The sequence below is a fragment of the Butyrivibrio sp. NC2002 genome (assembly GCF_000702265.1).
GTDB lineage: Bacteria > Bacillota > Clostridia > Lachnospirales > Lachnospiraceae > Butyrivibrio.
This window is the reverse complement of the sequence record NZ_KL370880.1, coordinates 1-14,742: the sequence shown is the minus strand read 5'-3', so window position 1 is coordinate 14,742 and position 14,742 is coordinate 1. Positions and strand designations below refer to the sequence as shown.

Genomic DNA, 14,742 nt, shown 5'->3' with positions numbered 1-14,742 from the left:
CTTTCTTTATGTTTTGTACTACTTAAGATAATCGAGAATTATTCGTTATCGTAAAGAGCAACAAGTTTGTTCAGGTATGCAAGACGCTCCTGAGCATTCTCCTTTGACTTAGCATAAAGCTTCTGAGCTCTCTCAGGATTCTTAAGCTTAAGTGAAAGGTATCTAACCTCACCATCAAGGAAGTCCTGATACTCTTCTGTAGGAGCCTTGCTGTCGAGTGAGAACTTCTTCTCTGCAGCAGGATTGAATCTGAACATATGCCAGTATCCTGTAGCAACTGCCTTCTTCTCTTCGTCCATAACCTTGTTCATGCCGGCCTTAAGACCCTGGTTGATACAAGGAGCATAAGCGATGATAAGTGAAGGTCCCGGATATGCCTCAGCCTCTGCGATTGCCTTAAGTGTCTGGTTCATATCAGCACCCATAGCGATCTGAGCAACGTATACATAACCATAGCTCATAGCGATAGAAGCAAGATCCTTCTGCTTGATCTCCTTACCGCCTGCAGCGAACTGTGCAACAGCACCTGTAGGAGTAGCCTTAGAAGACTGTCCACCTGTATTTGAGTAAACCTCAGTGTTAACAACGAGAACGTTTACATCCTTACCGGAAGCAAGTACGTGATCGAGACCACCGAATCCGATATCGAATGCCCATCCGTCACCACCGAAGATCCACTGTGACTTCTTAGCAGCAAAATCTTTATTCTTTACTACATACTTAGCAGCATCTGAGTTGTCACCTGCAAGTGCAGCAACGAGCTCTTCTGTAGCAGCTGTGTTTGTAGCGCCGTTTGCGAATGTATCGAGATACTTCTGAGCTGCATCCTTAGCTGAACCGCCGGCTGCAACGATCTCTTCTACCTTCTCCTTAATAGCATCACGGAGTGCGTTCTGTGCAAGAACCATACCGAAACCAAACTCAGCGTTATCTTCGAACAGAGAGTTATCCCATGCAGGACCCTGTCCCTTAGCATTTACTGTGTAAGGTGTTGAAGGTGAGGAGTTACCCCAGATTGATGTACATCCTGTAGCGTTAGCAACGTACATTCTGTCACCAAAGAGCTGAGTAACAAGCTTAACATAAGGTGTCTCACCACAACCTGCGCAAGCGCCTGAGAACTCAAGGAGAGGCTGCTTGAACTGTGAACCTCTGATTGTTGTCTCTTTAAGCTTCTCAACAACTTCTGTCTTAACAGGAGTCTTAACAGCATAGTCGAAGTACTTCTGCTCATCCTTGTTGTCAGCGATAGCGCCCATCTTAAGTGTCTCGCCTGCCTTATTACCTACGCAGACATTAGCACAAGAGCCGCATCCTGTACAATCAAGTGCAGAGATAACAACTGAGAACTTGTATCCGGGAACTCCGTTGAGATCCTTTGTCTGAAGTCCTTCAGGAGCGTTAGCAACTTCCTCATCTGTAAGTGCAACTGTTCTGATTGCAGCGTGAGGACAAACAAGTGAGCAGAAACCACACTCTACGCACTTTGTAGCATCCCACTTCGGAACGTTAACTGCAATACCTCTCTTCTCGAATGCAGCTGATCCACTAGGTGTAGAACCATCAACATAAGGAAGAAGATCTGAAACCTTAAGAGTGTTACCTTCCTGAGAATTAACCTTGCTCTGGATGTTGTTAACGAAATCAACAACGTCCTTACGATCGCCCTTGGCTTCTGCGAACTCAAGTCCTTCATCCTTAGCATCTTTCCAGCTCTCCGGAATCTCAACCTTGATGAGGTTCTTCGGATCAGCACCGGCATCGATAGCAGCCCAGTTCTTCTTAACGACATCTTCACCCTTACGGCCGTATGTCTTCTGAGCAGCATCCTTCATGAATTTGATTGCATCTTCTTCAGGAATGATCTTTGTGATGTTGAAGAATGCAGACTGAAGGATTGTATTAATTCTTGTAGGACCCATACCTACTTCAACACCAATCTTAGAACCATTCATGATGTAGAAGTTGATCTTGTGATCATACATAAACTTCTTAACCTGTCCGGGAATCTCAGCTTCAAGCTGATCTACTGTCCAAGGGCAGTTAAGAAGGAATGAACCTCCGTCAACAAGTTCCTGAACCATGTTGAACTTGCGAATATATGAAGGATTGTGGCAAGCTACAAAGTTAGCCTTCTTGATAAGGTAAGTTGACTTAATAGGAGTCTTACCGAATCTAAGGTGAGACATTGTAACACCACCTGACTTCTTAGAGTCATAATCAAAGTATGCCTGAGCATACATATCAGTGTTATCACCAATGATCTTGATTGAGTTCTTGTTAGCACCAACAGTACCGTCAGCACCAAGACCCCAGAACTTACAGTTTGTTGTTCCCTCAGGAGTTGTAACAAGGGGAGCACCTGCATCAAGTGAAAGATGTGTTACATCATCATTGATACCGATTGTAAACTGTTCTTTATCTGTGTTATTGAATACAGCAACGATCTGTTCAGGAGTTGTATCCTTAGAACCAAGACCGTAACGTCCGCACATTACAGGAACTGACTCAAACTTTGTTCCCTTAAGAGCTGCGATAACATCAAGAGCAAGAGGCTCACGATATGAACCGGGCTCCTTAGTTCTGTCGAGAACTTCGATTCTCTTAACACTTGCAGGAATAACGTCAACAAGAGCTTTAGCTGAGAAAGGTCTGTAAAGTCTAACCTTTACAACACCAACCTTCTTGCCCTGCTTCTCAAGGTAATCGATTGTCTCTTCAATTGTGTCGTTTACAGAACCCATAGCTACGATAACTACTTCTGCGTTAGGATCACCATAGTAGTTGAAGAGCTTATAGTCTGTACCAAGCTTTGCATTAACCTTGTCCATATACTTCTGAACAATTGCAGGAAGCTCATCATAACCTGTGTTGCAAGCTTCTCTTGCCTGGAAAAATATATCAGGGTTCTGAGCTGAACCCATCTGACGAGGGTGATTAGGATTAAGTGCGTTAGCCTTAAACTCATCAATTGCCTCATGATTTACCATCTCGTCGAGATCCTTATAATCCCAAACTTCGATCTTCTGGATTTCGTGTGATGTACGGAAACCATCAAAGAAATTAATGAAAGGAAGCTTGCCCTCGATAGCTGCCATATATGATACAGGTGTAAGGTCCATTACCTCCTGTACACTTGAGCTGCAGAGCATAGCTGCACCTGTCTGACGACATGCATAAACATCAGAATGATCTCCGAAAATGTTCAAAGCGTGTGATGCTACGCAACGAGCAGATACATTGAACACACCGGGAAGACGCTCACCAGCTATTTTGTAAATATCAGGGATCATAAGAAGAAGACCCTGTGATGCTGTGTATGTTGATGTCAAAGCACCTGCTACGAGTGATCCGTGAACTGCACCTGCTGCACCTGCCTCAGACTGCATTTCTGTGATCTGTACTGTGCGGCCGAAGATGTTCTTCTTGCCAGCAGTTGCCCACTCATCAACATGCTCAGGCATTACTGATGATGGTGTGATCGGGTACATGGCAGCAACTTCTGTAAATGCATATGATGCATATGCAGCGGCTTCGTTACCGTCCATGGTTTTCATGTTTCTTGCCATTTATTATTTCCTCCTACCTTTTAATGTGTAATCAAAGAATGCAAAGAAAATGCAGGATATCTTTAATTACTAGATTGTGGATTTTCAGGCTAATTAGCCAGTGTAACCTGTCAATCGCGCACTTCGCGCAACTTAAATTCTATCATTGTGAACTCACAGTGTCAACGATAGCAAGGCTTTTCACAGTTTTATCATTAAGAATTTTTCTCTTTATAATAATCAAAAAATAAATTTAATAAATCTTTTATAAATTCCGTTATTATGGATAAAAGTTATCGTTAAACTCCTTGCGAAACAAATATAATTATATTATTATAATGACTGTAGTAGGTGATGCTGTGATGGTAACGGCAAATACCATTTTTTATTTGGCGTCACAAACTTTTAATTCAGGAAGGAGATTTTTAATATGGCATACGTTATAAGCGATTCTTGCATCAGCTGCGGATCATGCGCAGGTCAGTGCCCTGTATCAGCTATTTCTCAGGGTGACACACAGTTCAACATCGATCCCGATACATGTATCGATTGCGGTTCATGCGCAGCTCAGTGCCCTGTATCAGCTATTTCTCAGGGCTAATATTTTTTAGTTGTATGATAAAAAGGCTTCCCGTATTGGGAAGCCTTTTATTATGCTCTTTAATTCATGGATCAATCATAATTTCTATGCGACTGTTCAAGGTTCGCAAATTTAGTGTATTCAGGAAGCCATGCAAGCTCTACTGTTCCTATGGGACCATTTCTCTGCTTGGCTATTATTATTTCAGAGACACCTTTTCTGTCAGTATCCTTGTTATAGTAATCATCTCTGTAGATGAACATTACCATGTCGGCATCCTGCTCAATTGCGCCTGATTCTCTAAGGTCAGACATCATAGGTCTGTGATCCGGTCTTTGCTCAACTGCACGAGACAGCTGAGACAATGCAACAACAGGAACATTAAGTTCACGGGCAAGAGCTTTAAGCGATCTGGATATCTCTGATACCTCCTGCTGCCTCGACTCTGAAGACCTCTTTCCGCTACCACTCATGAGCTGAAGGTAATCGATCATGATGATATGAAGGTTATGCTCAAGTTTGTATTTTCTGCATTTTGACTGAAGTTCCTGTATCGATATACCCGGCGTATCATCAATTATCAAATGACTTCGTCCGATAAGATCTGCACTTTCGATAAGGTTTTCCCAGTCCATATCTGTCATGTTACCGGTTCTTATGTGCTGAGAGTCAACATGTGATTCCATTGACATAAGTCTGTTTACAAGCTGTTCCTTTGACATTTCCAGTGAAAAAATAGCAACGGTCTTATCCTGATGGAATGCCATGTACTGGGCTATATTAAGAACAAATGCCGTCTTACCCATAGAAGGTCTGGCCGCAATAAGTATGAGATCAGATGGCTGAAAACCTGCTGTTCTGTAGTCAAGGTCGGTAAATCCGGTAGCAAGTCCTGTTACGGAACCCTGCAATTTGCTAGCCATTTCAATCTTATTGAGCGCATTCATTACAACTTCACTGATCGGTACGAATTCACCGCTGTTTTTCAGCTGGGTTATCCTGAAAATCTCCTTCTCAGTGTCATTCATGAGCGCTTCGATCTCGGTATTATCCTGATAACATGTATTTATGATATTCTCGCAGGAATGTATCAGTTCTCTAAGCTTACTTTTTTCAGCAACAATCTCCGCATAGTATTTTACATTTGCCGAAGTTGGTACAGCGCTAGCCATCCCCAGAATATAGTTCATATCATAAACCTGAGGCGGCGCATTATTCTCTTTTAGTTTGTTCTGCAGTGTGACTCCGTCAACAGGACTTCCATCCTGATGAAGCTCTACCATTGCTTTGAAAAGCATTCCGAGCTGCCTGTTGTAGAAATCCTCATCCGATAAGATTTCGGATGCCACCTGTATGGCATCTTTATCTATGATCATTGCTCCAACTACTGACTGTTCGGCTTCAAGGCTGTTGGGAATCTGCCGCTGCAATAAATTATCTTCAGGCATATTCAGGCCTCCGTAACTGCAACCTTAAGTGTAGCTGTTACCTGAGGATGAAGCTTTACAGGGATCTCAGTTGTTCCAAATGTTCTGATGGGTTCAGGAAGCTGGATCTTCTTTTTATCAAGTGTTATATTGAACTGTTTCTTAGCCTCTGTAGCTATTTCCTTTGAAGAAACAGAGCCAAACACTCTTCCGCCCTCGCCTGCCTTCATTGTCACTCTTACAGTAACTTTTTCTATCTCTTTTGCGAATTCCTGCATGCTCTCAAGAAGCTCCTGTGCTTCTTTTTCATCACGCTTTTTCTGATTTTTCAAATTGTTAAGATTAGCTTTGTTAGCTTCTACTCCAAGCTTTTTAGGTAAAATAAAATTAGATGCATAACCATCACTTACCTTAACCACATCGCCTTTTTTACCAAGGCTCTTAACATCTTCCAAAAGTATTACTTCCATACCTGTTCCTCCTTAACTGTATATTCAGGAGAGTTCTCCGGACTCTATCATTGTATCGAGCTGATTCTTTATCATCGAAATAGCTTCATCGACTGATACTCCCTCGAACTGGCATCCTGCAGAGCTTATGTGTCCGCCTCCGCCAAGTCTCTCCATTATTATCTGTACATTTACTTCATCTATCGATCTGGCGCTTACATATACAAGATTTTGATAAAGCGTACATGTAAAGCTCGCCCTCACTCCCTTTATGTTCAGAAGCTCATTTGCTGCCTGTGCAGCAGTAACTGTAGGGCTTTGAAGATCATCGCTTTCACATACTGATATTGCATAGGCTCCTCTGTATATTTCTGCCTGACTTACTGCATCGGCCTTTGCTTTATATTCAAGCGCATCTTCTCTGAAAAGCTTTCTTACTCTTGTGACATCAGCTCCGTTTCTTCTAAGGAAAGCTGCTGCCTCAAATGTTCTGACACCGGTCTTATTCATGAAATTATTGGTGTCAACCATAATTCCCGAATACATGCTGTCGGCTTCTTCGGGCTTTATCTTAACTGTTTCATCAATGTACTGAAGTATCTCGGAAACCATCTCGCAGGCACTAGATGCATAAGGTTCTACATACGAAAGTGTCGCATTTTCTATAACTTCAGTTCCTTGTCTGTGATGATCAAGAACCACTATTGATTTGCAGAATTTTAAAAGCTCGGGACATTCAGTTATGCTCGGCTTATTAACATCCACAACGACAAGAACCGCATTGTTTCCTGCCATATCTATTGCCTGCTGATTGGTTATTATCATGTCATTGTCATAATCAGGATTGTCTATAAACAGATCAACAAGCGGTCTCATGGAATTTGTCACGTCATTAAGTACAATATGACATTTTCTGTCCAAAGTCTTGGCAATTCTGTAAATACCAACCGATGAACCAAAGCTGTCTACATCTCCCAACCTGTGTCCCATGACAATAACGGTATCTTTTCCGTTAATGATTTCCTTAAGGGCATGAGCTTTTACTCTGGCTTTAACTCTTGTACTCTTCTCTACCTTCTGGCTCTTTCCGCCAAAGTAACTGATCTCTTCAGGAGTTTTTACTACTGCCTGATCGCCGCCTCGTCCAAGAGCAAGATCGATCGCATTTCGTGCAAATTCGTAGTTCTGGGCATAGGAAAGTCCGTCAACACCAATACCTATACTGAGAGTAACCGCCATCTCATTTCCGATATTTACGGTCTTTACATCCTCCAGAATATCGAATCTTACTTCCTTTAGTGACTGTGCCGATTTCTTGGGCATTACGATAAAATACTTATCCTTCTCGATCTTCTTGGCAATACCGTCACAAGAGGCTATGTATTTGTTGATCTTTCTGTCAATCAAAGCTGTCAGCAGAGATCTTCTGACTTCTTCAACGCTTTCAAGCGCCTCATCATAGTTATCAATATAAATAAGACCTGCTGCAAGAGACTGGGAATCCACCTCGTTGATTGCAAGGCGAAGAGCAGTTTCATCAAAAAGATAAACTGCTATAAGATAACCTTCATAACTCTCTGCGTCGATGATATCGCTGTTCATAGCCATCTCATCAAGAGAGATTCTTTTCATTCGAAGTACATACGCACCTTCTTCGTATGTAATATCCTGGTGCGTTTCTTCATCACCTACCGGAAATTTATCAGGTGTTACTGTCGGAAAAACAGCAGAAATATGCTTTCTGAATCCCTTATCCTGATGGATAACTCTTTCGAAAGCAATATTGGTCCAGATAATTTTCCCTGTATCATCCAAAAGTGCGTGCGGAAGATCAAGTTCTCTTAATAGTCTCCTCTGAATCTGTCCATACTCCGTCGCAAAACTAACAAGCTCGTTCATGATAATGGGTTTGTTGTAAAAATCCAGATAGATCACGGCCATAAAATATAATGCCGTAAAAGCAGCCACAACAAGCCCTGCAGTAAAGCTAACGGTGAAAACCGCGATCATTACGCCAAGCAATAAAATACCCAGGTATGTAAAAATTCTGAGAAAGGTCTTAAGTTTACCCTTCAGCTTGATTCTAGTCTTTGGCATTCCTTTTCACTCCTTAGGCGATAACTACCTACTTATAACATCCATGATAACACAAAAGTCATAACAAAAGAACAAAAAGGATAGCACCACACTTCATGCACTTTAGGTTTATGATTAAACTCACTTCTTAACAATAGGCTCAATCTGTGAAACCAGATTATCAATATGTTCAAATACGCTACTCTTTGTTGTTCCAAGCGAATTAACCTTATCAAGCTGGTTTACAAGAACATCATATTTTCTATTGATATCATCAAAGCTGGCGCTGATTGATCTAAGTTCATCAGAAGCATCCTCAGCTGTGTCAGATATTTCTTTTTGAACATCATTTGCGCCGTTAGCACTGCTTATAATATCTTCAAAGGTCTGGTTTGTTTCATGAACTTCAGAAAGGCTTCTGTCCATGGCAGCAATTGAATTTTCCATGCTGACAGACAGCTTGTCGCTCTCTTCTCCGGCATTTGCTATAGAAGCATTTACCTGATCGATCATCGCCTTTATTTCATCAGCAAGCTCTCTGACTTCTGTTGCAACAACCGCAAAGCCTTTTCCTGCTTCACCGGCTCTTGCTGCTTCTATTGAAGCATTGAGTGCAAGAAGGTTTGTCTGTGATGCGATACTGATAATCTTTTTCATATAATCAGATATTTGCTCAACAGCCTGCTTGAAGTTCTCAAATCCCTGAGCCATCTCATCAAAGCTCTCTCTAACCTCATTTGAGCTCGTCTCAAGCTCGGAAACCTTTCCCTGTGCTGTCTGAACGCTGTTAAGAATATTTACCTTAACATCTTCGAATTTTGAAGCGCTGTTGTTGACCTCCGCAAATTTCTCATTAAACAGATCCATTTTATTGCGGAGAGCATTATTGCTGTCAATTACATCAGAAATCGCTTCGCCCATATCATGAATCTCTGTAAGAGAATTTACTTCGTTTGATACAAGCTGCTTCTGGAAATCCTTGATAGAATCTGCAATGTACACCAAAGAATCAGCCTTTTCTTTTTCATCTTCTTTCTTCTTAGCCAAAGCAGCTTCATTTACAGCACTTGTTTCATCTACTTTTTTTCTTCCAAAAAATTCTAACATTTTATTATCCCCCTTATTCGAATACAACACATGTCATAGTCTGGTTAACAAACTGAGTATTATAGTGTTCGCCGAACCCTACAAGGCCACAGGAAAAACCGAGGGATCCTATTTTATTTAAGTAATTCGAAAGTCCGCCGTTTTCCTCAAAAACAAGATATCGGAAAATGCAGTTAACTGAGAAAATAGCAGATACTTTCGAAAAATCATTTCTGATATTGTTTATTGTTGTCTGAGCCACCTCAGACATATCGCGCATCTCAAGTATTGTAAGTATATCCGAGTCATTTATCTGTCTGTAGAGGATAAGACCGGAGCCTGAAACATCCTTAAGCGAAACAATGCATACATCATCACCCATCATTTTGCCAAAAGGATTTTTGAAGGTTTGGTTTACAACATCATTTTCCGGTGCACCTGTAAGTTGAATATACATCTGCTTTGCAGGCTTGCCGTTAAGTTCTCCAAGATAATATTTGCTCTTATCCGTCTTTGATGCGATAAGCTGTACGTTGTCTCTTGGTGCATAAAGGTTTTCCTTATATGTCTTAACCTTTCCGCCTTCGTTTTTAACAACAGCATAAGCCATTCCGTCTTCATATACTTTTCCGTTTACAGAAACTCTTCCACCATCTCCCGTAGCGCCCATGACCTGGAGATTATATTTATCCACAAGTCCGCTCAAAGTGGTAAGTACAGCGGCATCATTTCCCGCGCAAAAATCAATTATTACTGTGTTCTCCTTTCCCGGTCTTACTGCCTCAATGTCTTCCCTGATCCTGTCTATGTATCTCGCCGGGGTCTTTGATACCTCTTCAAGAGCTCCGGTTTTCACGTTTACGCCATCCAAAAATGCAGTGATCGCAATACCTTTTTCAACTACGCTTGTATCATATCCCATAGCAATACAACCGATGCTGGGCACACCGGGATACAGCTTTTCAAGCTCTTCCACGTCCTTTTCAAAAGTTTTATCGGTACTCATCATTATGATGAGCTTGGGCGAAGACAATCCACTAACAGCTTCTGACAGATTTCCTGAATTACTTTTACCATAAAAGGTTTTCATATAAACCTCCTTAAAAAGAAAACACAAAATTAGCGCCATATATATTTTAGCATTTATATGGCGCTAATAATCGGGCTATTTACTATATTTCATTAAATATTGTATTAAATTTTAATAAACAACCACTTGCTTTGCATGCAAAAAGGCACTTCTTAGAATTACTTCTAAAAAGTGCCTTTTATAAAGCTTATTTATTCTGCGATTACTCAGCTACGTAAGGCATAAGTGCAAGATGTCTAGCACGCTTGATAGCTACTGTGAGCTCTCTCTGGTGCTTTGCACAGTTACCTGTGATACGTCTGGGAAGGATCTTTCCACTCTCAGAAACGAACTTCTTAAGCTTTGCTGTATCCTTGTAATCAATCACATTGTCTTTTCCACAGAATACGCAAACTTTCTTTCTTCTGTGCATACCACCTTTTCTTCTTACAGGAGAATCGGTTCTATCAGACTTATTGAAAGCCATTGTGGTACCTCCTTATCAATTATCAGTAGGCAATGCCCTATAGGGCATCTAAAATCAATTAATTAAATGGAAGCTCTTCATCTATTCCGTCAGGAATATTGATAAATCCATCTCCGGGATTCTGATTGCTTGGAGCTTCAAAAGCCGGAGCTGATGTGTTTCCAGAGAAGCTGCTTCCTCCGTTTGCATTCTTACTTTCAGCAAACTCCTGCTCCTCTACTACTACATCTGTTGTGTATACTTTCTGACCATCCTTATTGGTATAACTACCTGTCTGGATACGTCCTGTGACGGCAATCTTGGTGCCCTTCTTAAGATATTTCTCTGCAAATTCACCTGCACGTCCAAATGCAACACAGTTTATAAAATCTGCTGTCTGTCCGTCCTGATTATTTCTATTAAATCTTCTGTCAACTGCAAGTGAATATCTTGCAATTGCCATTGAATTCTCTCCCTGAGAATATCTAACATCGGGATCCCTTGTTAATCGTCCCATAAGTATAACTTTATTCATATCTTTTCGTCCTCTTTTTCTTACGCCTCGTCAGTCTTAACGATCAGATAACGAATGACGCCATCGACGATACGAACACGCTTCTCGATCTCAGCAGGAGCAGTTGTCTCAGCGTTGAAGTGAATGAAATAGTAGAAGCCTTCATTCATCTTGTTGATTTCATAAGCAAGCTTCTTCTTGCCCCATTCATCAACATCTGTGATCTGTCCGCCAAATCTTTCGATCAAAGCCTTGCACTTATCAATAGCTGCTGCTCTAGCGTCGTCTTCGATCTTTGCGTTAACAATAACGGCTAATTCATATTTTGTCATGCTTTCTTACCTCCTTTTGGTCTCTGGCCACCAATATCAGTTTGGTAGCAAGGAATTTATCACAGAGATATACTTTATCACAAAGTGGAGATAAGTGCAAGCCATTTCCTCATCAGAGTATTCTGAATATACTGATATTTTCGCTTCTTTTTCTTACAGCTGATCAAGGACTTCCCCAATTGATCCTTGAATAACCAAATCTGCCTGACTATCTCTTGTTGTTGCGGACTTATTTATCAAAATCAGTTTATTTCCACGGTAATAATCTATAAGTCCCGCTGCAGGATAGACAACAAGTGATGTTCCTCCGATAATTAGAACGTCTGCTGAAGCAATATAATCTACTGCTTTTCTCATAATGTCCATGTCCAGGCCTTCTTCATATAAGACTACATCAGGTTTAATTCTTCCACCACATTCGCAGGTAGGAATGCCTTCACAATCTGCCATGAAATCAAAGTCATAGAACTTTCCACATTTCTCACAATAGTTTCTATGAACACTTCCATGAAGTTCCAGCACTTCCTTACTTCCGGCAGCCTGATGCAATCCATCAATATTTTGTGTTATTACCGCCTTAAGTTTTCCCTCCTGCTCCCACTCGGCAAGTTTTTTATGGGCCTTGTTAGGCTTTATTCCTTTAACCAAAAGCTTATCCTTATAGAATCTGAAAAACTCTTCCGGCATTTTTTTGTAAAAAGTATGGCTAAGCATCTGCTCCGGAGGATATTTATAATGCTGGTGATAAAGACCATCCTCACTTCTAAAATCAGGAACTCCACTCTCTGTAGATACACCTGCACCGCCGAAAAATACTATATTATCAGTTTCATCCACAATTTTCTTTAGTTCTCTGATAGCTTCATCCATAACTGTAACCTCTCTTGTTCAGTTTCTGTTATCAGTGTATATTTTATTATTAAAAACCTGCTTTCTTTAATAGCGCAGCCAGAGATGTTGTAGCTTCTCCTTCACTCTCAAATTCAATTTTTTCCTCTGTAATCTCTGTAGCAGCAATATCTTGAAGGGCTTTCATACTAAGGCTGAGCTTTCCGTCTTTTATTGCGATTACTTTTACCTTAACCTTTTCTCCTACCTTCAAAACTGCACTTGGATGAGCTATTCTCTGATTGGAAATCTGAGAAATATGAACAAGTCCCGTAAGTCCATTTCCAAGATTTATAAATGCACCATAATCCTGGATACTTTCTACAACTCCTTCTGTTACCAATCCAACCTCAACGTTTGATATTTTCTGAGCTCTTTCCTCATCAGCCTTTTCTCTTAAAATTTCTTTAGCTGACAGCACAAGCTTCTGATCCTTTTCATCAGCAGTAATAACTCTTACATCTAATTTTTTTCCTACAAAATCGCCTAACGCATCCTCTTCAATATAATTAAGAGAAAGCTTTGAAGCAGGTATAAAAGCGCGAATTCCCTCAAGATATGTTACTACACCACCCTTTACAGCTTCACTTATAGTAACAGTAACGTTCTTGGCACTTTCCTTAAGGGCTTTAAGTTTATCCCAAGATAATACCTTCGTTGCCTCTCTTTTAGAAAGTAAAATGTTACCATTTCCATCATCTGTTGCTATAACAGTTGCTGAAATCTCATCTCCTACATTAACATCTGTTCTGATAGAGAATTTTGGATCCTCACTTAAATCTTCCGCTTTTATTATTCCCTGCGTATAGCTTCCGATATCCAAAAGTACATAAGTATCCTCTATGCCTACTACAGTGCCTGTAAGTATATCTCCTTCCTTAATCTTTCTAAATGATCTTTCAATCTCGTCTTTGAAATCTTCCATTGATTCCATGGTTAAATCCCCCTTAATTATTTATAATTATATTCTTTAATAATCTCTTAGGAACATAATGAACATCATCTTTATCCCTATAGTACTTAGTTGATCCATCGTTTTTAACATCAACTATTTTAATAGTTTCATCCGGTTTACCAAGCGCAATGACCAACTGAATTTCAAACTGATCTGACAACCCCAATACTGTCTTTAAAGCATCCGAGTCAAAATTGCCTATCATAAGACCACCTAGGCCATCTTCTGCTGCTCTAAGCAGTATCGACTGCGCCGCAATTCCTACGTCTTTCTGAGAAGAATTAAGATTACTGCTTATGGAGCAATCCTGACAAATAACAATAAATGCAGTAGGATGATGTCCTTCTCTTGGAAGACATAGCTCAGGTAACGCAGCTGCCCATTTTGTACAGTTTAATATTTGTTCTACCCTGTCTTGTTCGTAACAAATGTAGTACTTTAAAGGCTGAAGATTTGCAGCAGACGGACATAGTCTTGCTATCTCAATGAACTCTTCCATATCTTCTTTTGAAAAAGTATAGCTTTCATCAAATCCACGATAACTTCTGTTTGCTAATACCAAATCTTTAAGCATAGTTCCCTCCTCCTATATTTTACCTAATGTAAATTATACACCGATAAAAAAGCTTTATGTACAACAAAAAAGCCTTAAATGTTGTTAATCAACATTTAAGACTTAATTTCAAAGGTGACTGACGGATTTGAACCGACGATCAGGGAGTTGCAGTCCCACGCCTTACCACTTGGCTAAGTCACCATACTCTTTTAGAAATGACTCCGACGAGGCTCGAACTCGTGTTACCGCCGTGAAAGGGCGATGTCTTAACCACTTGACCACGGAGCCATATATATCTGTATAACAGACAGTTATCGATTGTATCAAGGTCTCCGTACAATCAGCTCCCCAAGTAGGACTCGAACCTACGACACTTCGGTTAACAGCCGAATGCTCTACCGACTGAGCTATTGAGGAATAAAAGCACGATAAACGTGTTATAACGTACCTTCAAAACCGAACACTGAATACATCTCAGATCCTTCTTCGTTCTATGTCCTTCTTGGACAAGCCCTCGACCTATTAGTACACATCAGCTGAACACGTTACCGTGCGTACACCTTGTGCCTATCTACCTCATAGTCTCTAAGGGGTCTTACTGCCGAAGCAGGGATATCTCATCTTGAGGGGGGCTTCACGCTTAGATGCCTTCAGCGTTTATCCCTTCCGGACTTGGCTACCCAGCCTTATGCATCTGGCGATGCAGCTGATACACCAGCGGTCCGTCCATCCCGGTCCTCTCGTACTAAGGACAGCTCCTCTCAGATATCCTACGCCCGCGCCGGATAGGGACCGA

General features: G+C 40.9%; 13 protein-coding genes, 3 tRNA genes and 1 rRNA gene. 1 reads left to right on the top strand and 16 read right to left on the bottom strand.

Going from position 1 to position 14,742, the window contains the following annotated elements; genetic code table 11:
• Positions 1–38 precede the first annotated feature (38 nt).
• On the bottom strand, positions 39–3,569 hold the full coding sequence (nifJ, locus tag T543_RS07275; RefSeq protein ID WP_035767265.1) for a pyruvate:ferredoxin (flavodoxin) oxidoreductase: 3,531 nt from the start codon (positions 3,567–3,569) through the stop codon (positions 39–41).
• Between the two features lie 409 nt (positions 3,570–3,978).
• Between nifJ and T543_RS07270 the strand changes: the two genes are divergently transcribed.
• Positions 3,979–4,149 (top strand): DUF362 domain-containing protein, encoded by a 171-nt coding sequence (locus tag T543_RS07270; RefSeq protein ID WP_026496855.1) that lies wholly within the window; start codon positions 3,979–3,981, stop codon positions 4,147–4,149.
• 71 nt (positions 4,150–4,220) lie between these two features.
• Here T543_RS07270 and dnaB read toward each other — a convergent pair whose 3' ends face one another.
• The 15 genes from dnaB to T543_RS07195 all read right to left on the bottom strand — a co-directional run.
• On the bottom strand, positions 4,221–5,576 hold the full coding sequence (gene dnaB, locus T543_RS07265) for a replicative DNA helicase (RefSeq protein WP_035767263.1): 1,356 nt from the start codon (positions 5,574–5,576) through the stop codon (positions 4,221–4,223).
• A 2-nt stretch (positions 5,577–5,578) separates the two neighbouring features.
• On the bottom strand, positions 5,579–6,025 hold the full coding sequence (gene rplI, locus T543_RS07260; protein ID WP_035767262.1) for a 50S ribosomal protein L9: 447 nt from the start codon (positions 6,023–6,025) through the stop codon (positions 5,579–5,581).
• A 24-nt stretch (positions 6,026–6,049) separates the two neighbouring features.
• A complete protein-coding gene (locus T543_RS07255; RefSeq protein WP_035767260.1) occupies positions 6,050–8,101 on the bottom strand; it encodes a DHH family phosphoesterase in 2,052 nt (683 codons plus the stop codon).
• A gap of 120 nt (positions 8,102–8,221) precedes the next feature.
• Positions 8,222–9,187 (bottom strand): methyl-accepting chemotaxis protein, encoded by a 966-nt coding sequence (locus T543_RS07250; protein ID WP_035767258.1) that lies wholly within the window; start codon positions 9,185–9,187, stop codon positions 8,222–8,224.
• A gap of 13 nt (positions 9,188–9,200) precedes the next feature.
• Positions 9,201–10,256, bottom strand: a complete 1,056-nt coding sequence (locus T543_RS07245; protein WP_035767256.1) for an FIST N-terminal domain-containing protein — start codon at positions 10,254–10,256, stop codon at positions 9,201–9,203.
• A gap of 202 nt (positions 10,257–10,458) precedes the next feature.
• Positions 10,459–10,722: a 30S ribosomal protein S18 gene (rpsR, locus tag T543_RS07240; protein ID WP_035767254.1), complete on the bottom strand. Its 264-nt coding sequence runs from the start codon at positions 10,720–10,722 to the stop codon at positions 10,459–10,461.
• Positions 10,723–10,780: 58 nt separating this feature from the next.
• Positions 10,781–11,236, bottom strand: a complete 456-nt coding sequence (locus T543_RS07235; protein WP_035767252.1) for a single-stranded DNA-binding protein — start codon at positions 11,234–11,236, stop codon at positions 10,781–10,783.
• 20 nt (positions 11,237–11,256) lie between these two features.
• On the bottom strand, positions 11,257–11,547 hold the full coding sequence (rpsF, locus tag T543_RS07230) for a 30S ribosomal protein S6 (protein WP_035767251.1): 291 nt from the start codon (positions 11,545–11,547) through the stop codon (positions 11,257–11,259).
• A gap of 153 nt (positions 11,548–11,700) precedes the next feature.
• On the bottom strand, positions 11,701–12,417 hold the full coding sequence (locus T543_RS07225; RefSeq protein WP_035767250.1) for an NAD-dependent protein deacylase: 717 nt from the start codon (positions 12,415–12,417) through the stop codon (positions 11,701–11,703).
• Between the two features lie 49 nt (positions 12,418–12,466).
• Positions 12,467–13,369 (bottom strand): S1 RNA-binding domain-containing protein, encoded by a 903-nt coding sequence (locus tag T543_RS07220; RefSeq protein WP_035767249.1) that lies wholly within the window; start codon positions 13,367–13,369, stop codon positions 12,467–12,469.
• 13 nt (positions 13,370–13,382) lie between these two features.
• The gene (locus tag T543_RS07215) at positions 13,383–13,964 is read right to left on the bottom strand and encodes a nitroreductase family protein (RefSeq protein ID WP_035767248.1); all 582 of its coding nucleotides are present in this window, start codon (positions 13,962–13,964) and stop codon (positions 13,383–13,385) included.
• A gap of 112 nt (positions 13,965–14,076) precedes the next feature.
• A tRNA-Cys gene (locus T543_RS07210) sits at positions 14,077–14,147 on the bottom strand.
• A 15-nt stretch (positions 14,148–14,162) separates the two neighbouring features.
• Positions 14,163–14,234: transfer RNA gene (locus T543_RS07205), tRNA-Glu, on the bottom strand.
• 56 nt (positions 14,235–14,290) lie between these two features.
• A tRNA-Asn gene (locus T543_RS07200) sits at positions 14,291–14,363 on the bottom strand.
• 85 nt (positions 14,364–14,448) lie between these two features.
• Positions 14,449–14,742: ribosomal RNA gene (locus T543_RS07195) — 23S ribosomal RNA — on the bottom strand; the annotation flags it as partial.